Source organism: uncultured Maribacter sp., assembly GCF_947500985.1.
In the GTDB taxonomy this organism is placed as follows: domain Bacteria; phylum Bacteroidota; class Bacteroidia; order Flavobacteriales; family Flavobacteriaceae; genus Maribacter.
Map to the genome: position 1 here is coordinate 120595 of NZ_CANMTX010000004.1, position 21123 is coordinate 141717.

The window sequence follows — 21123 nt, forward strand, 5'->3', positions numbered from 1 at the left end:
GTTGTTAACATAAACCTTATTTTAAGGTAAAGATACCAAATATGTAAAATGCTTTATCTAATCAATAGTAAAAATTAGTCTGTAACTAGTTGTATTATTTAGAAAAACCCCACTTTTGTTGTAAATTAAAAGAATTGAAGAATATAGATCAAAAGTGGATTTACCTAGTTGTTCTGTCACTTATATGGGGTTCTTCCTTTATACTTATTAAAAGGTCTTTAGTTGGTTATACACCTTTGCAAGTAGGTGGGCTAAGAATCGTATTTGCATCTATATTGTTATTTATTCTTGGTTTTAAATCGTTGAAGACACTTTCAAAAACCGATTGGAAATGGGTGACCATTGCAGGGTTGTGTAGTTCATTTTTTCCTCCTTTTTTCTTTGCCTTGGCGCAAATGGAAATTAGTAGTGGTATTACGTCTATTCTTAATTCTGTGGCGCCTTTGTTTACAACCCTGGTGGGTATAGCACTTTTTGGACTATCACTGAAGGGAAGACAAGTTCTAGGGGTTTTGATAGGTCTTTTTGGTACTATAGTTCTTATTGCTGCAGGTATGGAAAATAATGTGAACCAGAACTATTGGTATTCTTTATTTATAATTATTGCTGCATTGGGTTATGCTTTTAATATCAACATCATTAAGAAGTATTTATCTCATTTAACTCCGCTAGCGGTAACGACGGCTAGTTTCGGAGTCGCTTTTCTTCCGGCATTAATTATATTGATTTATACTGGGGTGTTTAAGCAGTTTGCGAGTGATAGTGCTATGCATGAAGCTGTGTGGTACATTATGGTATTGGCTTTTCTAGGTACGGCTTTGGCGAATATCTTATTTAATAAATTAATAAAACTATCTAGTCCTGTATTTGCAGCATCGGTAACGTATCTAATTCCACTTGTAGCCGTGTTATGGGGTTTTTTAGATGGAGAAAATATAAGTATCCTGCAACTATTAGGCGGACTCATTATCTTATTTGGTGTTTGGCTGGTTAATAGAAAAAAAGTGTTAGTTCTGTAAAAATAATTCTGCGTACTGTAACAAACTTAACTTAAGGTAGTCTTTGTATAGAACTAATCAAAAAAACGAAAATCATGAAAAAAATCATATTTACGCTACTTGCAGCAACCTTTGTTGTAGGCAGTATACAGGCTCAAGAAAAAACATTCAACGTAAAATCTTTCGATAAACTAATTGTTAGTCCGCATATAGAATTAAATCTTGTTGAAGGCGAAGAGGAAAGTGTTGTTATTGACAATGCAAAAATATCATTAGATAAAATAAATGTTGAGGTGGAGGGCAGAACGCTGCGTTTGTACTTAGACGGTGCTAAGGTTGTAACCAAATCTGAACGTATTTCAACTGATAAATGGAGAGGTAGTAAATCGCTTTATAATGGCACTATGGCTTCTATTACGGTAACATATAGAAAACTAGAAAATCTATCGATACGAGGAGAAGAAATAGTAAGATGCAAAAATCTATTCAATGCCGATGATTTTAAAATGTCGTTATACGGAGCCGCTAAAGTATACTTTGATTCGGTTTCTATAGATGAATTAACAGTAGCAATTTATGGTAGTAGCTATTTAGAAATCAGTGAAGGAAATGTGGCGCGCCAAGTATTTAGGGCATATGGCGAGAGTGAGATAAATACAGAAGGTATGGTTGCAGATGAAACTAAAATTACCGCTTATGGCGAAAGTAATTTTAGGGTAAATGTTGTTGAAAGGTTGAAAGTAACATGCTATGGAGAAACAAATATCAACTACACTGGTAACCCAGAAGTAGATAAAGGATTAATATTCGGAGAAGCAACAATTAGAAAAATAGGATAATATCTTAACCTAGAAATTGAAAAACAAAAAACCCGCTACTTAGCGGGTTTTTCTATTTGTAATGAATTGTTGTTATTCAAAATCAGCAGGCGCTACCCCGTCATTTACTTTGATTTCAGAAACTATAAATTCAAAAGATTGTGGACCGACAGTCTGCATTATTTTATAAGGAAACAATATGCCAGACACCTCTTTGTAATCTTCAAAATTAGAAGTGCTTGAAATTTGCTGACCTTGCATTTCAGTTACGGTTACCTCTTGTAATTTAAGTCCGGTTTCAACATCATAGAAAGCAGATTTGTTTTCGCCAACTTTAAGTTTGTAGGTATTTTTATCGCCAACCAATTCCATACCTTCTATTACTACAGAATCATCGTTTATTAATTGAAGTTCAGTGAAAGGAGCAGATTCCTTTTTAATAGCTTTCAATTCCTTTTCTTCAAGATCCTTACGTTGACCTTGCATAACCATGTAGCCTGTATCTCCATTTAGTACTTGTTTACTAACTGAATTACCCATCATTTGTACATCTTGCATTAGTTGGTCGCTAGATGTTTTTTTAATGTTCAGATTAAGCTTCATGCCTTGCATTTCTGCTTCGGCCATCATTGCTAAGGTATTGACGCCTTCTAGTTTTGATTTTCCACCAATAGCTTCAATATATTTTTCAAGTACAGATTGCGCAGATACATCACTTGGTAAAGCAGCACTGTAATCAGGAGTTTCAACTCTATCGGCAGTTTTAGAATAAGCAAGTACAGGCAGCTTCTTTCCTTTGAACTCAACATTTTCTAGGTTAGCCAAAATATCGCTTCCTTTTCCAACGACAATTACTCGGGCGTTATCAACATTGAAATATTTTTTGGCAGCTGTTTCTACTTCTTCTTTGCTAACCTTATCTAGTTTCTCTAAAAATGTTTTGTAAAAATCTTTAGATAGATTTTCTTTCTCAACATTCAAAGCATATCTCGCAATGGTTTCTGGATCTTCTAGCGCCATTATGAAACTACCGGCATATAAGGCTTTGGTATTTTTTAATTCCTCATCGGTTACAGGTTTAGTGGTAATAAGCTCAAGTTCTTTTAACATTTCTACTACAGAACTATCGGTGACCATATTTCTAACTTCTGCAGATGCTCTAAATCTAGAAGGACCATATTTGTCGTTGCCAATAGAAGAATAGGCGCCGTAAGTGTAGCCCTTATCTTCTCTCAAATTAGAATACAATCTACTATCAGATCCCCCGCCCAATATTTCGTTGGCTAAAAGGGAGGCTATATAATCATCGTCTTTCATTTTAAGGTTTACGATATTCTGTACTGTAATTTCTGACTGAACGGCATTTGGCATATCAACGAAGTTAATTTGCGTATTTGGTACGTTCTTAGACTGAGAATAAGAGAAGCTTGGTGGCACGGCTTTGGTCCATGATGTAAAATAGGTTTCTGTTAAAGTCTTTACTTCTTTAAAATTTACATCACCAATAATAATTAAATAGGCATTAGCAGGTACAAAATATTCTCTGTAAAACTCTTCAACATCACCAAGGGTAACATTGTTTACTGTGGCTTCGGTGGTAAATTCTCCATAAGGATGATTTTTACCGTAAGCTAAAGCCCTTTGAACTCTACTAGAAATCGAAGAAACTACTTTCTCTTCAGATTTTAATCCGGTAATAAGTTTGTCTTTTTCTTTGTCAAATTCCTCTTGAGTAAAATTCGGATTTATAGCTGCGTCTGCCATAAGTTCCATCATTCTAGAAAAGTATTTAGAAAGCGATTGAGCGTAAGCGCCTTGAGAGCTAAAATATAGCCTAGCTCCTAAAAAATCGATTTCTTCGTTAAAGGCTTCTTTAGTTATATTTTTAGATCCTAGCCCTAAAAGACTACCAGCTAAACTAGCTGTGCCAGCTTTATCACCTTCTAAAATTGGCGGGTTGTCAATTGATAATTGCATAGATACTCTTGGTAGTTTATGGTTTTCGACTACCAATACTTTTAATCCGTTATTAAGGTTAAAAGATTGCGGTTCTCCTAAGTTAATTTCAGGTGCTGGACCTGGTTTAGGCATAACTGTACGGTCTACCTGTGCTTGTAGAGTAATTACCGAGAATAATGTTAAGAATAATATATATGTAGTTTTCATAGTCATTTTTAGTTTGCAGTATTTTGTTCAGGTAAATATTCTAATACTAACCTTTGGTTAGGTTTTAAATATTTGTTGGCAACTTCTTTGATTTCTTCTCTGGTAATAGATCTATAAACCTCTATTTCTTTATTAATTAAAGAAGTGTCACCGTAAAGCATATAGTATTCAGCTAGAGAACTAGCAATACCTTCAACACTTGAATTACTGTTTACAAATTCATTTTCAAACTTGTTTTGTAGTTTTTGATAATCGTTTTCAGAAATAAGGTTACTTCTTAATTTCTCTACTTCTGTTTCAATAGAGGTATTAAGTGTGCTTAAGCTAGTCTCGCCTACCGGAAGTGCAAAAACGATATACATACCATAATCTTCTAATGTAACCGGTATGGCGCCAATTTGTAAGGCTTGCTTTTCTTCGTCGACCATTTTCTTATAAAGTTTAGAAGAAGGTCCGTCAGATAAATAAGTAGAAATCATTTCTAATACCTGGCTTTCTCTATTTTTTAGACCGGGAGTTCTATAAGCGATCATAGTAGCCGGTATTTGAATATTAGAGTCGTAAGCCTTTGCGTTAATTTCTGATGTTATAGGAGATTCTTTTGGAAAGTTTCTTGCAATTTCTGCTCCCTTAGGGATATCCTTAAAGTAATCTGAAATCAATTTTTTGGCATTTTCTTTCTCAAAATCACCTGCAATAACTAATACGGCATTGTTAGGAGAATAGAATTTTTTCTGAAAAGCTATAAATTCATCTAGGGTAGCAGCATCTAAATCTGCCATTTTACCGATAACCGTTTCTTTATAAGGATGGCTTTTAAAAAGGTTTCTCTTTATATTTTCGATAAACTTGCCATATGGTGAATTATCGACACGAAGTCTTTTTTCTTCCTTAACAACTTCATTTTGAGTGTCAACCCCTTTTTGATTGATAACAGGATGAAGCATTCTTTCAGATTCTAGCCAAAGTCCTAGTTCTAGGTTGTTGGAAGGAAAAACTTCGTAATAGTACGTTCTATCTTCATTGGTGGTAGCATTACCTGATCCGCCATTAGAAGAGACTATTTTGTCCCATTGTCCTTTTTCAATGTTCTCGGTACCTTCAAAAAGAAGATGTTCGAAAAAATGTGCAAATCCGGTTCGTTTTGGATCTTCATCTTTAGATCCGACATGGTATAAAACCGAAATTGAGATAATAGGTGCGGTATTGTCTTGGTGTAGAATAACGTGTAGGTCGTTGTCTAAGTTGTACTCTTCAAAAGCGACCTCTTGTGCGAGTCCGGCAAATCCAAAAAAAGATACTGCCGAAACCAGTAGTAATTTCATTTTCATTTAAATTGTTTTAGGTTAGTGTTTAATGTTCTGTTTAGTTAGTATATGACTTTACAAAAATGTTACATAAAAAATAATAATTTGTAAGAACAATCTTCAATATAAGTATTCTTTAACAGATTAAATTGAATTAATAGTTGTTTATTGTTTATCTTAAAAGTCTAAACAAAAATATACTCGTTATGAATAACTATGCTCTACCAATTAGATTTGGCGTCGCTGCCAGTGGCTCTTTAATCGCTTATTTTTTAATCTTGTCATTACTTGGGCTACATGTAAATGTGTTTTATAGTCTATTTAATGCTGTAATAACAGGCTTTGCCATTTATGAAGCTATTAAATACTACAAAATAAAAAAGGCAGATGATTTTACGTATGCTGGCGGATTTATGGCAGGTTTAATAACAGGTGGTGTAGCAACTTTAATATTCACGCTATTTTTTACATTGTATTCAACCGAGCTTCAGCCAGGTTTTTTAGAGGAATTATCTACAAAATGGGCAAGTACTTATCGTAGTTTTGAGGCTATCGTATTTTTAGTGGTTGCGGTAATGGGTTTTACGACAAGCTTGGTATTAACGCTATCTTTTATGCAACTATTTAAGACTTCGAACACTAGAAGTATGAAGAGTGCGTAAAATTCGTAAAAAACACTTGTAAATTCACGATTAACAACTATATTTGCACCCGCCTATGGAAAAAATCCATCAGGTTTAATCATTACATTTAACAATATGTACGCAATTGTAGAGATGGCAGGGCAGCAATTTAAAGTTGCAAAAGACCAGAAAGTGTACGTTCACCGTTTACAGGTAGAAGAAGGTAAAAAAGTCACTTTTGACAATGTACTCCTTTTGGCTGATGGATCGAACGTTACTATCGGCGCCCCGGCTATAGACGGAGCCGCAGTAGAGGCTAAAGTCGTTAAACACCTAAGAGGTGACAAAGTAATCGTTTTTCACAAGAAAAGACGTAAAGGTTACAGAAAGAAAAATGGACATCGTCAGTCTCTTACAGAGATTGTAATCGAGTCAATTGTTTCTAAAGGAGCTAAAAAAGCTGAAACTAAAAAAGCTGAACCAAAGGCTAAAAAAGTTGAAGCAAAAGCAGCACCAGTTGCAGCTAAACCAAAAGCTAAAAAAGCTACGGGTAAAGCTGATGACTTGAAAAAAGTTGAAGGTATCGGACCAAAAATCGCTGAGACCTTAAACAATGCAGGTATTTCTACTTTTGCTGAATTAGCAAAAACAGACGCAGCTAAAATTTCTGAAATTATTGCTGACGTTCGTGGAAATCATGTAACTGAAACATGGCCAAAGCAAGCACAATTAGCTGCTGATGGTAAATGGGATGAGTTACAGAAATGGCAAGACGAATTAGATGGTGGTGTAGCTAAATAAGCTAAATCATTAAGTATAATAAAATTTAAAACCTTAGACAATGGCACATAAGAAAGGTGTAGGTAGTTCGAAAAACGGTAGAGAATCAGAATCAAAACGATTAGGAGTTAAGATTTTTGGTGGTCAAGCTGCAATCGCTGGTAACATTATTGTTAGACAGAGAGGAACAAGACACAATCCTGGTGAAAATGTTTACGCAGGAAAAGACCATACTTTACACGCACGTGTAGATGGTTTAGTAAAGTTTACTAAAAAAGCTGGTGGAAAATCATTTGTTTCCATTGAGCCTTTTGAAGCATAAGCTTTAAATAACTTATTTAAAAAAACCCTCTTCAGCAATGAAGAGGGTTTTTTGTTACGACAATGTTAACCAAAGGTAAATAACTATAAAAATTAGGGTAATCTTAAAATAGCCTTAAGATTTAGGCAACACAGTTCTGTCTTCAATCTAATTTCTTTGTGGCCAAATAACAACCACTCAGAAAATGAAAAACTCAGTATTTTTTTACCTTTTCTTTCTTGCTCCATTTATTCTTTTGGCACAGTCAGGTAATATTCAAGGTACAGTAACAGATGAAAACGGTCTGTATTTACCAGGTGCTAACGCAATGATTCCTTCCCTTTCAAAAGGGGCGATTACAGATTTTGACGGTAGGTTTACCATAGTAGGTATTCCAGAAGGCATTTACAACATAAAGGTCTCTTATTTAGGTTATGCAGATTTATCACAAGAGATAACGGTAGTAGCAAATGAAACTATCAGTGTTAACTTAAGTGTTGAGCCAAAGACTATGGAATTGGAAGGCGTTGAGGTATCTGCCTATGGATTAAGTGGCCAGTCAAAAGCATTGAACACGCAAAAGACCAATTTAAATATTACCAATGTTGTTTCTACCGATCAAATAGGTAAGTTTCCTGATGCCAATATAGGTGATGCCGTTAAAAGAATACCTGGCATCACTATGCAAATAGATCAAGGCGAGGCAAGAAACATAATTGTAAGGGGACTTTCGCCGCAATTGAATTCCGTGACCTTAAATGGAAGTCGAATTCCATCCGCGGAAGGCGATAATAGAAACGTTCAGATGGATTTGATTCCGTCAGACATGATACAGTCCATAGAGGTCAGTAAGGCAGTTAAACCAGATATGGATGCCGATGCACTTGGTGGGTCTATAAATTTAATTACACGAACATCTCCACAAGGCTTTAGAGTTTCTGCAACCTTAGGTTCAGGTATCAACTTTATAACAGATAAACCTATTTATAATGGATCATTTCTTATAGGTGATCGTAGTAAAAATGAAAAATTTGGATGGATGGTCGCTGCATCTATTAATGATAATGACTTTGGTTCAGATAATGTTGAGGCTGAATGGACCGATGAGTTTGAATATAATACAGGAGTTGAAGATAGTGAAGGTGAGGCTGTTTTAGAAGAAGTGGATGTTGATCCCTATGCAAATGTTTATGAGCAACGAAAATATTTGGTTCAACGTACAAGACGTAGTTTTTCAGCAAACTTAGATTATAAATTCGATGTCAACAATACAGTTTTCTTAAAGACGATGTACAACTGGCGAGATGATAGAGAAAATAGATTTGCCCTATCTCAAGAAATATTAGACGCCGAAGATATTACGATGGGTGATTTTGTAATTACCGATGGTGTGCCTACCAGTTTTCCAGTAGAAGTTAAAAGGCAATCTAAAGGAGGGATAGATAGTAATAGAAATAAAAACCGTCGTTTAGAAGATCAGCGTATGCAAAATTATAGCTTGGGCGGTAATCATCTTTGGGGAAATCTAAAAGTAGATTGGATGACCTCTTACGCAAAGGCATCTGAAGAGAGACTTAATGAGCGTTATGCAGAATTTGAAGCAGAATACATTATTAATAATGATGTATTAAATTCTAGATATCCAAGATTCTCGGCAGCTAATGCTGCAGATGCTGATTTAGCCAGTTTTGAATATGGTGAGATAACAGAAGAAAATCAGTATACCGAAGAAGAGGATGTAAATGTGTTTGTGAATTTTGAAGTTCCTGCAGATATTTTTGGTCAAGGAGAAGGCTCTATAAAGTTTGGGGCTAGAGGTCGTTTTAAATCAAAATTGAGAAATAACGATTTTTATGAGTTCGATTTAGAAGATGAATTTCCTACTTTGGCTGCCGTTCCGGTTAAAGACTATAGTGATTCAGATTTTCTAGCAGGTAGCCAATACCAAATTGGTTCTTTTGCCAGTGAAGATTGGTTAGGTTCTTTAGATTTAAATGTTGCAGATGGTGAACTGATTGTAGATGAATTTGCCCCAGATAATTTTGAGGTGAACGAAGATGTACTTGCCGGTTATGTTATGGTCAATCAAAAATTATCTGAGAAATTCACTGTTCTTGCAGGTGTTAGAGTAGAGAACACGAGTTTAGAATCTAAGGGGAATAGAGTTGTTTACGTTGAAGAAGACGAAGATGCGGGCATAGAAGAGGCAGTTTTGGTAGAAGAGGTAAACGGTGAAAATTCATATACGAATGTACTGCCGGGTGTGCACTTGAAATACGATATTTCTAATAATACCATACTCCGTTTTGCATGGACAAATACCTTGGCCAGACCAAACTATCAAGATCTTATACCAAGAGCAGAAGTTATTAATGAAGATAAAGAATTGGTTTTAGGAAACGCTGATTTGAACCCTACTACCTCAATGAATTTTGATCTTATGGCAGAACACTATTTTCAAAGTGTAGGCTTAATTTCTGGGGGTGTATTTTATAAAAATATAGATGAGTTTATTTATACGTTCATTTATGAAGCACCCGACGATAGTTTAGGAGCCGGTACTGAGGGGTATGATGTTTTTCAGCCATTAAATGGAGATAGTGCTACTATTTTTGGATTGGAACTTGCTTTTCAGCGCCAATTAGACTTTTTGCCAGGCTTTGCCAGAAACTTCAGTCTTTATCTTAATTATACTTATTTGTCATCTTCAGCAGATGGTATACGTAATGAAGATGGTGATGAGCGAGATGATTTAGATTTACCTAATACAGCACCAAACATGTTCAATGCTTCTTTGGGCTACGCCGATAAAAAATTCAGTACACGATTATCCGCTAATTTTTCTGATAGTTATATAGATGAAATAGGGGGTAATGATTTTGAAGATAGATATTATGATACGCAGCTGTTTTTAGATTTCAACGCCACTTTTCAAATAAATAAAAACCTAAGTGTATATACAGATTTAAAGAATATTACGAATCAGCCATTACGTTATTTCCAAGGAGTAAAAGAACGTACGCAACAAGTCGAGTTTTATGGGCAGCGTTTTACTTTAGGTTTAAAATATGATCTTTTTAAAAAATAATTTAGCATTTGTATCAATCACATAAAATGAAAAATATATCATATTTATTAGCATTCGTAGTTGTTTTTAGTTCTTGTAATCAAAGTAAGTTACCTAAAATAACGCCAGACGTAATTACTGAATTTACCTTAAACGATACAGATGATCCTGCAATTTGGGTAAATCCTAAAAATGCTAAAGAGAGTATTGTTTTCGGTACGGATAAGAAAACCAATGGGGCTGTTTATGCTTTTGATTTAGAGGGAAAAATTATAGAAGAGAAAACCATTAGAAATATTCAACGACCAAACAATGTAGATATTGAATATGGTTTTCAACTGAACGATTCTACCAAAACCGATATTTTGGTCTTTACAGAACGTGAAAAACAACAGATAAGAATGTTTTCAGTGCCAGATATGGAGCCTTTAGATGGTGGTGGTTTTAAGGTTTTTGAAGATGAAGAATTAGAAGAAAATAAATTGCCAATGGGGGTTAGCTTATTTAAGTCCCCTAAAGATGCAAAGATATATGCTATCGTAGGTAGAAAAACCGGTCCTGCAGATGGTTATCTGTACCAGTATGCTCTAAATGCTGATAGTTTAGGTATAACCTCTAGCTATGTTCGAAAATTTGGAAAATTTAGCGGAGTAAAAGAAATTGAGGCTATTGCTATTGATGATGAAAATGGGTTTGTTTATTTCTCTGATGAAGGTTTCTGTATAAAAAAATACTATGCAGAACCCAGTATGGGAAATAAAGAGATTTCTTGTTTTGGAGGTAAGTATTTTGATGAAGATATTGAAGGTATAGCCATTGCAAGTTATGCTGATGGGCACGGTTATTTAATAGTATCGAATCAGCAGAAGGGTGAGTTTAATATTTTTGATAGAGAAACCAATACTTATATTACAGCTGTGAATCTCTCTACAACCGAAACAGATGGTTGTGAAGCCGTAACGATGCCTTTGAATGATACATTTAAAAATGGACTTTTCGTTGCAATGAACGACGAAAAGAACTTTTACTTTTATGATTTAGCGAAATTGGGATTACAATAATTTCTCTCCAATCTCAAACCAGGTATTAACACGTTCAAAACCTTCGGTATTTACATTGTGGGGTGAGGTAAACTGTAAACTTCTACCATCAAAATTCTCTAAATTAAAACTGCGGTCGTCTATCAAAATATCTCCTTTAAGAATGTGTTTGTGACCACAAAGAATGCGGTTTTGCCAAGGTAGAAAAGGAAAATGTTCATCTAGCCATTCGTTTTTTTCTTCTAAAGAGTTAGGAAATTGCATGGCGGCAGATGCGATGTAGACTTCATGTTTGTCGGCGAGTTGAGACAAAATTTCTTGACTACCTGCAATAGGTTTTAAATTTCTAAAAAACCCTCTTCTAGTGGCATGTTTGCGAACACTATCTTGATGAGCTTCTGGTACCATACGCCACACTTCTGTTCCAGAACATAAATCTGTAGTAAGCTCCCCGTTAAATTCAGAATTATAAAGTTCTATATGGGCGCCATAGGTATCAGCTATAACCTCATCCATATCTACAAAAATTATCATGTTTTTTATTTTTATTAAAATAAAGATAAAACTTAATATAGTTTCTATAGGCTATTATTCCTTTTTGTAAATAATGTAAAAAATATTATTTTTAAAATAAATTATCTTTTATGACCGCAAAGAAATTACCTAATGCCACTATCATTTATCTTCTTTCTCTTTTAAGTTTGTTTATTTGTTGTTTTGCTGGAATAGGAATACTACCAGCTCTAATAGCATTTATTTTGGCAGGTAAATCTGAAAAATTATTTAAGGAAAACCCAAATGACTATGATGATATTAAAAAGGTTAAAAAGGGAAAAATTATAGCCATCATTGGTATTGTATTTAATCTGCTTGTAGTTGGTATCGCTATATGGACATTGATGACTATTGGCTGGGATGCTTGGTCAGAAGAATTCGTTAGAAGATGGAGTGCAGGTATGGAAAGTTCTGAGGGTTATTAATTTTAATGAAGCTAATATGAGTATTCTAGCCAAATGTACTACCATTTTTGATTTCTAAATCCGTTTGCTTTAGCAAAGGTTATAGTGCTTCCTAGATACTCCTCTAGATTATATTTAGGTATGGGTAAAATTCTCTCTAGCTCGGTCGTGTCCCACTCACATGGCTTGGAGGTTAGGTAAGGGGTGATATGAACACCAATAGTATCATAGTAAAATTTTTCCAGTTTAGACTCAAAACCAGTTGCGGCACTTATCATATGTGGTGTAAGCTTAAAGTTTTCAAAATCTACAGTTTCTAAGATTCTAGAAACACCTCTGGTAACATGCGTTGTTTTAGAGTGTACTATATTCAATTGTTTGATAGTTGTATCAAATACTTTTACAATGACTTTGGCTGCATAATCTGTTGGGATAATGTTTAAGCCACTATTTGAATTGGCAGTAATTCTAATTTCATCTCTTGTTGTAGTATTATGAAAGAATTTAGCGAATAGGTAAAAGACCATGTACTTAGAAATAAAGAAACTAGGCTTGTTGCTTATATTTCCGCCCAAAACGCTAGGTCTTAAGATTTGTACAGGTATGTTTAGAGCTGCTCCAGCCTGGGTTAAAAATTGCTCTGAAGCAAACTTAGACGCCTCGTAATGGTTTCTATGTCTTTCAGGTTTCATTCGTAAATAATCGTTAGGAATGAGTCCGCCAATATCACCAGCTGAAAAAGCGGTGCTTATGTAAGTAAACTTATCAATAAATGGAGTGTAGGTTTCAAAGATAGATTTAGTGAATTCAAAATTCTCTTTAAAGATTTCAGTTTTAGCTTCTGGTCGTGTGGATAGATTTACAAAACCTGCTAAATGTATAAAATGACTGATTTTTTTGCCACTTAAAAACTGTTCTGGTTTTAATATGTCTTTAGCGGCGATGACCACTATTTTGGCTAGAATACCCTTAAGGTTATCTTTAATAAAACTAGGTGCAAAATCACTTTCAAGCATATTAGAAATGCGCTTCTCAGGAGAAACTGTTTTCTTTTCACGAACAGGTAGATATAATTTTTCTATACTAGAAAATCGTTCTTCTATAAGAGAGAATAAAACTTGAGAACCTAAAGTTCCTGTGGCACCGGTAAGTAAAATTATCATGAAATATGGATTGAGGTTGCAATATCGTACTAAATAAAGAAATCTATAGTGTCCTTTTTAAAAAGGAAAAGCTTCTTATTCAGGTTTTGATTTGATGGGTATTGTAATTTATTTGTCCATCTGTTATTAGAGTTAACTTTCTGTATTTATTAAGTTAATAAGATTATTCATAAGGCTACTTTTATAAAGGGTTAATTTATAAATTCATCAACTAATCAAAAATAAATTAAATATGAAAAAATCAATTATCTGTGTTGCAATGGCGAGTACGTTATTATTTTCTAGTTGCTTAGGTTCTTTTAGCGCGTTCAATAATTTAAAAGACTGGAACCAAGGGTTGTCTGATAGTAAGTTTGTAAATAACTTGGTATTTTGGGGCTTAAATATAATTCCGGTTTATGGATTATTCTTTATTGGAGATGCTATTATATTTAACGTAATCGAATTTTGGGGTGGGTCTAACCCAATTGCAATGGAAGAAGGGGAGTCAGAGACTCAAATGGTAGAAAGAGACGGTAACACTTTTGAAATGACCGCTACTAAGAACAGAATGCAGGTAACCGTAGTTGACGGACCTAAAAAAGGAAAGAAAATTGATTTAGTTTATAAGCCAAGTGAAAAATCTTGGAACGCCGTAAGACCTAATGGAGAGATAATAAAATTATCATCTTTTGAAGAAGGATTTTATATCGTTTATATGCCAAACGGAAAAGAGGTTAAAATTAATCCGTTAAGCTCTAAAGAAGAAGGTTTAGCTCAAATTAAAGAGCAAACAGATTGTTATTATTTAGAGGGTATGTTGGCAGAAAATAACTAATCTGAAGAAAGTATAAAGTAAAAAAAAGGTCCTGATGAAAATCAGGACCTTTTTAGTTTCTAAAACTAATGTTTTAGTATCTGTAGTATTCAGGTTTGAAAGGACCTTCAACTGTAACACCGATATAATCGGCTTGGTAATCTTTCAACTCTGTTAGCTCAGCTCCTAAACGAGATAAGTGAAGTTTTGCAACCTTCTCATCTAAATGCTTAGGTAACATATAAACATCATTCTCGTAATTAGCACTATTTTTCCAAAGCTCGATTTGAGCTAATGTTTGGTTGGTAAATGAATTACTCATTACAAAGCTAGGGTGTCCGGTTGCGCAACCTAAGTTTACTAATCTACCTTCAGCCAAAATAATTAAATCTTTACCATTAATAGTATATTTATCTACTTGTGGTTTAATTTCATCTTTAGTGTTACCATGGTTTTTGTTCAACCATGCCATGTCAATTTCATTATCAAAATGACCAATGTTACAAACTATAGCTTTATCCTTCAGCGCTTCAAAATGTTCTGCTCTGATAATATCTTTGTTTCCGGTAGTGGTAATAACAATATCAGCTTTACCAATAACAGTTTCTAATTTCTTTACTTCAAATCCGTCCATGCAAGCTTGTAATGCACAAATTGGATCAATTTCAGTAACAGTAACTATAGAACCTGCACCTTTAAAAGAAGCTGCGGTACCTTTACCAACATCACCGTAACCAGCAACAACAACTTTTTTTCCGGCAAGCATTGTATCTGTAGCTCTACGAATAGCATCTACGGCACTTTCGCGACATCCGTATTTGTTGTCGAATTTCGATTTAGTAACTGAATCATTAACGTTTATAGCAGGCATTGGTAAAGTTCCTTTCTTTACACGCTCATATAAACGGTGAACACCTGTGGTAGTTTCTTCTGAAAGACCTTTGATTTCTCCGGCCATTTCTGGGTACTTATCCAATACCATGTTGGTAAGATCACCACCATCATCTAAGATCATGTTCAATGGTTTTCTGTCTTCACCAAAGAATAATGTTTGTTCAATACACCAATCAAACTCCTCTTCATTCATTCCTTTCCAAGCGTAAACAGGTACTCCTGTTGCTGCAATAGCTGCTGCGGCTTGATCTTGTGTAGAAAATATATTACATGAACTCCAAGTAACATCTGCGCCAAGAGCGGTCAATGTTTCAATAAGTACAGCAGTTTGTATCGTCATATGAAGACAACCTGCAATACGAGCTCCCTTTAAAGGCTGCTCATCTTTATATTCTTCTCTTAGTGCCATTAAACCTGGCATTTCAGCTTCTGCTAATTCGATTTCTTTTCTTCCCCAATCAGCAAGGGATATATCCTTAACCTTATAAGGCACATACGGAATAGTTTTCGTGCTCATATCTTTATTATTTTATACTTTCGTTAATCTGTGTACAGCAATTTTTAATTCGTGCAAAGGTACGAATAACACTAAGAATCTCATGCCGCTTTACAAAACTATAACAGTAAATGAAGAAACCTCCTTAGCAATTTGGAAGGTTGAAGAGACAGAAGAAAACCTTTGGACAGGTATTGAGCTCACGCCCTATTGTCAAAATCGATTTGACGGAATGAAATCTGAACTTCATCGTAAAGCGTTCTTGAGTATTAGGCACTTACTTTCAAAATATGACTATACAGATGCCGATTTAATCTATGATGAAAACGGGAAGCCCCATTTAAAAGATGGCAAATTTATATCGATTACGCATTCTCATAATTTTACGGGTATAATTATTAGTTCAGCTGAACATGTAGGTATCGATATTGAAATGCAGCGTGACAAAATTTTGAGAATAGCACATAAATTCACCCCTTTTGAGGAGTATAAAACGTTAGCAAATACTGCGGCAGTGGTTAGAAAGTTGACTATTGTATGGGGAGCTAAAGAATCGCTTTATAAAATATATGGTCATAGAGGGGTAAGTTTTTTACATCACATAAATGTGCAAGATTTTAAATTTGATGACCACAAAACAACGGCACAGATTATTTTCGAAGGAAATTTATCTAACTATAAAATTAGATTTCTAGAATTTGAAGAATTTACCTGCGTTTATGCCACTAGAGATAAAGAATAGAATAAATTAATTATAGCATACTATATATGGATATATCAGTAGAATTGACCTTTTCACCATTGCAGGACGATTTTGAACAGCACATTATAAATTTTATAAAAAAACTGCGAGAATGTGGGTTGACCGTACTTGAGAATCCGTTGAGTACTCAGGTTTATGGTTCTTATGATGAAGTAATGAAAGTGTTGAATACCGAAATTAAAACAGCATTTGAATTGATGGACCGCGGACTCTTATTCATGAAAATAGTTAAATCTGATAGAAGCGACTATGAGCCCCATTTTTGATTATCTCTTTGGTCAATATTCCGATTATGATACACTAGATATTATTCTTGAAATTGTAGCGGTCATTTTTGGATTACTTTCAGTATGGTTCTCTAAACAGAATAAGATTCTAGTTTACCCTACAGGGTTAATCAGTACCTCAATATTTGTTTACCTACTTTTAAAGTGGGGTTTATTGGGCGATATGATGATCAATGCCTACTATTTTATAATGAGTTTGTATGGTTGGTATATATGGACAAGAAAAGTAGATGCAGAACATTACACGCCAATTACAAGAGTAACCAAAAAGGAAAATATCACCTCGGTTATCATTTTTATAAGTACCATCATTTTTGTTTTTACCGTGTATCAAGTTTTTGATAAATGGAATAGTTGGACTGCTTATGTTGATACCATAACAACAGCTATATTTTTTGTGGGTATGTGGTTGATGGCCAAAAGGAAAGTAGAAAATTGGATATATTGGATCATTGGGGATCTAATATCGATTCCGTTATACTTTTATAAAGGATTTACGTTTACTAGTATACAATATCTCATTTTTACAATATTGGCCTTTTACGGTTACAATGCATGGAAGAAAAATACAGACAAGAAGCTTCAGATGTCCTAAAGGTGGTTCTTTTTGGTCCAGAATCTACAGGCAAGACAACCTTATCAGAACAATTGGCAAGGCACTACCATACTGTTTGGGTGCCAGAATATGCCAGAGATTATCTACAAGATAAATGGAACAATCAACGTAAAACGTGCGAGCCTCACGATTTGTTGCCTATTGCCGAAGGGCAAATGGCATTAGAGAACAAGTTGGCAAAAAAGGCTACCGATATTCTCATATGCGATACTGATCTCCTTGAAACCAAAGTATATTCAGAAGCATATTATATAGGTGATTGTGATCCTGTTTTAGAAAAGTATGCCTTAGAGAATACCTATGACCTATATCTTTTAACTTACATCGACATACCGTGGGAGGCTGATGATTTAAGAGATAAACCAAATGAAAGGGAAGAAATGTTCAATTATTTTAAAGATACTTTAGAAAAATACGGCAAAAATTTTATTATCTTGAAGGGGAACAAAAAACAACGTTTAAAAAAAGCCATTAACCATATAGATACCTTATTACATAAATGATTGAACTTACAGATAAAGACATTAAGCAATTAGCAGAAAAAGGAATTTCAAAAGAAACTATGTTGAGTCATATCAACACCTTTAAAGAAGGTATTCCTTTTGTAAAATTAGAGAATGCAGCCGTAATAGGTAATGGTATTCTAAAATTCTCTGATGCAGAAGAGAAAAAGCTCATAGCATTTTATGATTCGAAATTAAAAGACCTTGATATATTAAAGTTTGTACCGGCTTCTGGTGCAGCTTCAAGAATGTTTAAAGCTTTATTTAGTTTTTTAGGTACTTATAACCCTGCTGAGGAAACTTTAGAAGCTTATTTGACTAGAACTAATGATAAAGATATTAAGAAGTTCTCAGAAGGTTTAGAGCGTTTTCCATTTTACAAAAAGGTGATGGACAGGTTAAATTTAAAATCTGATGCTCAAGGAGAAAAGGTTTTTAGTTTTATTGCTGATCTATTAGGCGAGAATGCATTGAATTACGGTTTTTTTCCGAAGGGATTATTGCCATTTCATAAGTACGAATCTTCTGCAGCTACACCATTTGAAGAACATTTAAAAGAAGGTGCATTATATGCAGGTTCTAACGAAAAGGCAAATTTGCATTTTACGATTTCAGAACAGCATGAAGAAATGTTTGGCGAAGAGTTTAAAGCTTCTGGACCAAAAGTTTCAGCAGATACAGGTATTACCTATAATGTAGATTATTCTTTTCAAAAACCTTCTACTGATACCTTGGCTGTAGATATGGACAATAACCCATTTAGAAATGAAGATGGCTCTGTGTTGTTTAGACCAGGTGGTCATGGTGCATTGATCCAGAATTTAAATGAGCAAGATGCCGATGTTATTTTTATAAAGAATATTGATAACGTTGCCGTAATGAAAGATGCCAAGGCAGTTGCCGATAGTAAAAAGGTTTTGGCAGGTGTACTTTTAAAAGAGCAAGAAAAAGCATTTGAATATGCAGCATTACTTGATAGCGGTAACGTAGATGATGCACAACTAGAAGAAATTAAAAATTTCTTGGGTACTAACTTAAATGTGCGTTTTACAGATGATTTTGATTCAAAATCTGATAACGATAAAATTGAAATATTAAAGGATAAGATTAACAGACCTATTCGTATTTGCGGTATGGTTAAAAATGAAGGTGAGCCAGGTGGTGGTCCTTTTTGGGTAACTAATGGTAAAGGCGAAGTTTCTTTACAGATTATAGAGTCTGCCCAAATAGATATGGATAATAGTCAACAGGCAGATCTTCTTAAGAACTCTACCCATTTTAATCCGGTAGATTTGGTTTGTGCTGTTCGTAATTATAAAGGTGAGAAATTCGACCTATTAAAGTTTGTAGACGAAAAGCAAGGTTTTATAACAGGTAAAACTAAAGATGGCAAAGAACTAAAGGCATTAGAGCTTCCGGGATTATGGAACGGGGCTATGGCATTTTGGAATACGATTTTTGTAGAAGTGCCATTAGTGACCTTTAATCCTGTAAAAAGTGTGGTAGATCTTTTAAAAGATTCGCATCAAGCTTAAGTCAAAACTTATATTATAGTATAAAAAAGTGTGTAGTTTCTACACACTTTTTCTATTTACACACATTTTTACCCAACAGCATCTAAGTAATTATTTAAGTTAAACAACTGAAAATCAATTATATTAAAATATATAAGGTGTTATATTTCGTATTGGCACAATTATTCTAATATACCTTTCAAGAGAGTTTAATTTAAATATAAGAAAGATGAAAAAATTAGTATTTGCCACAGCTTTAGCCATAGGTAGTTTAACAATAGGTACTGCCGCAACTCCAATTATATTTCATGATGGTATTATGGAAGAAGTCTTTTTGCAAGACTATACAGAGGTAGCTGCTTCTGATTTACCTACACCAATTGTAAATGCATTAGCAACCGATTATGAAGGTGCAATGTTGAGTAAAGCATACGTTGATGATGAAAATAATTATAAATTAGAAATTACTTCACAAGATGGAACGTCTAGTGTGCTTTATGCTGACGCAGAGGGTAACTGGTTAGAAATGTAATATTTAGTAGTTTGAATTAGTTGTTTGTAAAAAGCTGCCTAGGCAGCTTTTTTGTGTTTTAAATTTTAAAATTTAATTAACTGATAATCCATATGTAAGATTACTCCGTAAGTATTTTAAGATTTAGAGTTATTAACGATTAAAATTATTAGCATGAAAAATTACGCATTACTAGTATTCTTGACTTTCGGAATCATGTTTAACGCAGCAGCAAAAACTAGTTCAGATATAATTGAAACAGCAATTATAGTTAAAATAGCCGATGAATACGTGAAAATTAAATCGAGCGAATTAACACCACCGGTTATCGAAGAAATATTAAAACAGTACCCAACCTCTAAACTTGGTGGAGCTTTTAAAAATGATAAAGGAGAATTCAAATTAATAATGGTGCTTAAAAGCGGTACAAGAAAGACCGTATATATAGACCAGCACGGTAATTGGATCAACAAGAGATAGTATATTTTACAGACAGAAATAAAAAAAAACTGCTAAATGCGGTTTTTTTTTATTTAAAATGTGACCTATCAGAAAATGTTGTGTCTAAATAAGTGAAGCAAGTTATGAAACAATGGTCACATTAGTATTTATTTTAGTCTTAAGCACAGTTTTGATTTTTTCAATAGGTGTCATATCAAAATTATGTTTGGAGAAATAAATAATAAAATTTCACTTTCGCGTAAACACTAACCGTTAACTATGAAGGTGCCACCAGATAATTGTATTTGAAATAATCCCCCGGATTAGCATTGCCAATTTTAGTTGTTGTTGAATTGATTGAGGTGTTAATTTAAAATTTTAAGACAAGAGTTTGATAGGTGGTTTGAGGGGGGCTGCAATTTGCAGCTCCTTTTTTTTATATTCAATTGAGTTCTAAGGTCATTTTTCAGTGATTAGTTTATTGAGTAAAATTTACACATTGGTGTGCATCAAGAACAACTTTACTCAGCTATCTAAAAGATTTTTAAATCATAATTGCCTGATAATCAGATATAATAATGTAATCTCTTTTTATGGCACTCTTTTTTCTTTGTTAATAGTATTGATATGTATTATTAACTTAAATATAGAAAATATGAGAACTTTATTTTTATTAGGAGCAATGACATTAGGAGGTTTTGCAATGAATGCACAAGATGCAGCAGTTTCAGAAAATGGAATACAGCATAACCAGGTAAATGAGATTTCAATAGCAGCAGAAGATTTTGAAGAGATTTCGGTTGCAGAAGTACCACAAGCAGTAACAGATGCAGTATCAAAGAATTTTCCAACGGCAAATTTAGATAAGGCATACACAAATGAAAAGAAACAATATAAGCTAGTATTATCTCTTGAAGATGGTACACAAGGTACAGTGTATGCAGATGAAGAAGGTAATTGGATAGATATGTAATTATAGAGAAACTTGTTTGTTCAAGTTGGTTTGGTCAGGAAAGGATAGCTAAAGGCTATTCTTTCCTTTTTTTTATGTCTTTTTTTAAAATGATTATATAAAAGCTT

Annotated in this window: 22 protein-coding genes; 17 read left to right on the forward strand and 5 right to left on the reverse strand. The window is 34.0% G+C overall.

The window, feature by feature from the left end; genetic code table 11:
• Positions 1–134: 134 nt before the first annotated feature.
• Together Q0871_RS09890 and Q0871_RS09895 are read left to right on the forward strand one after the other, a co-directional pair.
• Complete coding sequence (locus tag Q0871_RS09890; RefSeq protein WP_299321737.1) at positions 135–1019, forward strand: EamA family transporter; 885 nt, start codon at positions 135–137, stop codon at positions 1017–1019.
• Positions 1020–1093: 74 nt separating this feature from the next.
• Positions 1094–1837: a head GIN domain-containing protein gene (locus tag Q0871_RS09895; RefSeq protein ID WP_299321740.1), complete on the forward strand. Its 744-nt coding sequence runs from the start codon at positions 1094–1096 to the stop codon at positions 1835–1837.
• A gap of 72 nt (positions 1838–1909) precedes the next feature.
• Here Q0871_RS09895 and Q0871_RS09900 read toward each other — a convergent pair whose 3' ends face one another.
• Together Q0871_RS09900 and Q0871_RS09905 are read right to left on the reverse strand one after the other, a co-directional pair.
• The gene (locus tag Q0871_RS09900) at positions 1910–3982 is read right to left on the reverse strand and encodes a pitrilysin family protein (RefSeq protein ID WP_299321743.1); all 2073 of its coding nucleotides are present in this window, start codon (positions 3980–3982) and stop codon (positions 1910–1912) included.
• 8 nt (positions 3983–3990) lie between these two features.
• The gene (locus tag Q0871_RS09905; protein WP_299321747.1) at positions 3991–5313 is read right to left on the reverse strand and encodes a pitrilysin family protein; all 1323 of its coding nucleotides are present in this window, start codon (positions 5311–5313) and stop codon (positions 3991–3993) included.
• A 182-nt stretch (positions 5314–5495) separates the two neighbouring features.
• Here Q0871_RS09905 and Q0871_RS09910 point away from each other — a divergent pair, with 182 nt between their 5' ends.
• From Q0871_RS09910 to Q0871_RS09930, 5 genes are all read left to right on the forward strand, one after another.
• Positions 5496–5951 (forward strand): DUF4199 domain-containing protein, encoded by a 456-nt coding sequence (locus Q0871_RS09910; RefSeq protein ID WP_299321751.1) that lies wholly within the window; start codon positions 5496–5498, stop codon positions 5949–5951.
• A gap of 96 nt (positions 5952–6047) precedes the next feature.
• Complete coding sequence (gene rplU, locus Q0871_RS09915) at positions 6048–6713, forward strand: 50S ribosomal protein L21 (RefSeq protein WP_299321756.1); 666 nt, start codon at positions 6048–6050, stop codon at positions 6711–6713.
• Between the two features lie 40 nt (positions 6714–6753).
• Positions 6754–7014 (forward strand): 50S ribosomal protein L27, encoded by a 261-nt coding sequence (gene rpmA, locus Q0871_RS09920; protein ID WP_073240841.1) that lies wholly within the window; start codon positions 6754–6756, stop codon positions 7012–7014.
• A 184-nt stretch (positions 7015–7198) separates the two neighbouring features.
• A complete protein-coding gene (locus Q0871_RS09925) occupies positions 7199–10081 on the forward strand; it encodes a TonB-dependent receptor (protein WP_299321767.1) in 2883 nt (960 codons plus the stop codon).
• Between the two features lie 26 nt (positions 10082–10107).
• A complete protein-coding gene (locus Q0871_RS09930; protein WP_299321770.1) occupies positions 10108–11121 on the forward strand; it encodes a phytase in 1014 nt (337 codons plus the stop codon).
• On the opposite strand, the gene Q0871_RS09935 is transcribed toward Q0871_RS09930, so the two are convergent.
• Positions 11113–11634, reverse strand: coding sequence for a 5'(3')-deoxyribonucleotidase (locus Q0871_RS09935; RefSeq protein ID WP_299321771.1), 522 nt, complete (start codon positions 11632–11634; stop codon positions 11113–11115). The two genes, Q0871_RS09930 and Q0871_RS09935, sit on opposite strands and share 9 nt — an antisense overlap.
• Before the next feature lie 110 nt (positions 11635–11744).
• Between Q0871_RS09935 and Q0871_RS09940 the strand changes: the two genes are divergently transcribed.
• Complete coding sequence (locus tag Q0871_RS09940) at positions 11745–12080, forward strand: CCC motif membrane protein (RefSeq protein WP_299321772.1); 336 nt, start codon at positions 11745–11747, stop codon at positions 12078–12080.
• Positions 12081–12118: 38 nt separating this feature from the next.
• On the opposite strand, the gene Q0871_RS09945 is transcribed toward Q0871_RS09940, so the two are convergent.
• Positions 12119–13222, reverse strand: a complete 1104-nt coding sequence (locus Q0871_RS09945; RefSeq protein WP_299321774.1) for an SDR family oxidoreductase — start codon at positions 13220–13222, stop codon at positions 12119–12121.
• A gap of 232 nt (positions 13223–13454) precedes the next feature.
• On the opposite strand from Q0871_RS09945, the gene Q0871_RS09950 reads away from it, so the two are divergent.
• Positions 13455–14039, forward strand: a complete 585-nt coding sequence (locus Q0871_RS09950) for a DUF3332 domain-containing protein (RefSeq protein ID WP_299321776.1) — start codon at positions 13455–13457, stop codon at positions 14037–14039.
• A 73-nt stretch (positions 14040–14112) separates the two neighbouring features.
• Here Q0871_RS09950 and ahcY read toward each other — a convergent pair whose 3' ends face one another.
• Positions 14113–15429, reverse strand: coding sequence for an adenosylhomocysteinase (gene ahcY, locus Q0871_RS09955; RefSeq protein WP_299321778.1), 1317 nt, complete (start codon positions 15427–15429; stop codon positions 14113–14115).
• Between the two features lie 82 nt (positions 15430–15511).
• Here ahcY and Q0871_RS09960 point away from each other — a divergent pair, with 82 nt between their 5' ends.
• The 8 genes from Q0871_RS09960 (at position 15512) to Q0871_RS09995 (ending at position 21016) form a co-directional block, all read left to right on the forward strand.
• The gene (locus Q0871_RS09960) at positions 15512–16150 is read left to right on the forward strand and encodes a 4'-phosphopantetheinyl transferase superfamily protein (RefSeq protein WP_299321781.1); all 639 of its coding nucleotides are present in this window, start codon (positions 15512–15514) and stop codon (positions 16148–16150) included.
• Positions 16151–16176: 26 nt separating this feature from the next.
• Positions 16177–16437, forward strand: coding sequence for a thiamine-binding protein (locus tag Q0871_RS09965; RefSeq protein ID WP_073240827.1), 261 nt, complete (start codon positions 16177–16179; stop codon positions 16435–16437).
• The gene (gene pnuC, locus Q0871_RS09970) at positions 16421–17053 is read left to right on the forward strand and encodes a nicotinamide riboside transporter PnuC (protein ID WP_299321785.1); all 633 of its coding nucleotides are present in this window, start codon (positions 16421–16423) and stop codon (positions 17051–17053) included. Before Q0871_RS09965 ends, pnuC begins: the two co-directional genes overlap by 17 nt.
• Positions 17014–17577, forward strand: a complete 564-nt coding sequence (locus Q0871_RS09975; protein ID WP_299321786.1) for an ATP-binding protein — start codon at positions 17014–17016, stop codon at positions 17575–17577. Before pnuC ends, Q0871_RS09975 begins: the two co-directional genes overlap by 40 nt.
• Positions 17574–19112, forward strand: a complete 1539-nt coding sequence (locus tag Q0871_RS09980) for a DUF4301 family protein (RefSeq protein ID WP_299321788.1) — start codon at positions 17574–17576, stop codon at positions 19110–19112. The genes Q0871_RS09975 and Q0871_RS09980 overlap by 4 nt, the downstream gene beginning before the upstream one ends.
• A 208-nt stretch (positions 19113–19320) precedes the next feature.
• Positions 19321–19623 (forward strand): hypothetical protein, encoded by a 303-nt coding sequence (locus tag Q0871_RS09985; RefSeq protein ID WP_299321795.1) that lies wholly within the window; start codon positions 19321–19323, stop codon positions 19621–19623.
• Between the two features lie 153 nt (positions 19624–19776).
• Positions 19777–20082 carry a hypothetical protein gene (locus Q0871_RS09990; protein WP_299321799.1) on the forward strand — a complete coding sequence of 102 codons (306 nt, stop codon included), beginning with the start codon at positions 19777–19779 and terminating at the stop codon, positions 20080–20082.
• 616 nt (positions 20083–20698) lie between these two features.
• Positions 20699–21016 (forward strand): hypothetical protein, encoded by a 318-nt coding sequence (locus Q0871_RS09995; RefSeq protein ID WP_299321802.1) that lies wholly within the window; start codon positions 20699–20701, stop codon positions 21014–21016.
• Positions 21017–21123 lie beyond the last annotated feature (107 nt).

Bases quoted from the DNA above. Each gene is read 5' to 3' on its own strand.
- Q0871_RS09895 (WP_299321740.1), top strand. From the start codon at position 1,094: ATGAAAAAAATCATATTTACGCTACTTGCAGCAACCTTTGTTGTAGGC.
- Q0871_RS09900 (WP_299321743.1), bottom strand. From the start codon at position 3,982: ATGAAAACTACATATATATTATTCTTAACATTATTCTCGGTAATTACT.
- Q0871_RS09905 (WP_299321747.1), bottom strand. From the start codon at position 5,313: ATGAAAATGAAATTACTACTGGTTTCGGCAGTATCTTTTTTTGGATTT.
- Q0871_RS09910 (WP_299321751.1), top strand. From the start codon at position 5,496: ATGAATAACTATGCTCTACCAATTAGATTTGGCGTCGCTGCCAGTGGC.
- rplU (WP_299321756.1), top strand. From the start codon at position 6,048: ATGTACGCAATTGTAGAGATGGCAGGGCAGCAATTTAAAGTTGCAAAA.
- rpmA (WP_073240841.1), top strand. From the start codon at position 6,754: ATGGCACATAAGAAAGGTGTAGGTAGTTCGAAAAACGGTAGAGAATCA.
- Q0871_RS09925 (WP_299321767.1), top strand. From the start codon at position 7,199: ATGAAAAACTCAGTATTTTTTTACCTTTTCTTTCTTGCTCCATTTATT.
- Q0871_RS09930 (WP_299321770.1), top strand. From the start codon at position 10,108: ATGAAAAATATATCATATTTATTAGCATTCGTAGTTGTTTTTAGTTCT.
- Q0871_RS09935 (WP_299321771.1), bottom strand. From the start codon at position 11,634: ATGATAATTTTTGTAGATATGGATGAGGTTATAGCTGATACCTATGGC.
- Q0871_RS09940 (WP_299321772.1), top strand. From the start codon at position 11,745: ATGACCGCAAAGAAATTACCTAATGCCACTATCATTTATCTTCTTTCT.
- Q0871_RS09945 (WP_299321774.1), bottom strand. From the start codon at position 13,222: ATGATAATTTTACTTACCGGTGCCACAGGAACTTTAGGTTCTCAAGTT.
- Q0871_RS09950 (WP_299321776.1), top strand. From the start codon at position 13,455: ATGAAAAAATCAATTATCTGTGTTGCAATGGCGAGTACGTTATTATTT.
- ahcY (WP_299321778.1), bottom strand. From the start codon at position 15,429: ATGAGCACGAAAACTATTCCGTATGTGCCTTATAAGGTTAAGGATATA.
- Q0871_RS09960 (WP_299321781.1), top strand. From the start codon at position 15,512: ATGCCGCTTTACAAAACTATAACAGTAAATGAAGAAACCTCCTTAGCA.
- Q0871_RS09965 (WP_073240827.1), top strand. From the start codon at position 16,177: ATGGATATATCAGTAGAATTGACCTTTTCACCATTGCAGGACGATTTT.
- pnuC (WP_299321785.1), top strand. From the start codon at position 16,421: ATGAGCCCCATTTTTGATTATCTCTTTGGTCAATATTCCGATTATGAT.
- Q0871_RS09975 (WP_299321786.1), top strand. From the start codon at position 17,014: ATGGAAGAAAAATACAGACAAGAAGCTTCAGATGTCCTAAAGGTGGTT.
- Q0871_RS09980 (WP_299321788.1), top strand. From the start codon at position 17,574: ATGATTGAACTTACAGATAAAGACATTAAGCAATTAGCAGAAAAAGGA.
- Q0871_RS09985 (WP_299321795.1), top strand. From the start codon at position 19,321: ATGAAAAAATTAGTATTTGCCACAGCTTTAGCCATAGGTAGTTTAACA.
- Q0871_RS09990 (WP_299321799.1), top strand. From the start codon at position 19,777: ATGAAAAATTACGCATTACTAGTATTCTTGACTTTCGGAATCATGTTT.
- Q0871_RS09995 (WP_299321802.1), top strand. From the start codon at position 20,699: ATGAGAACTTTATTTTTATTAGGAGCAATGACATTAGGAGGTTTTGCA.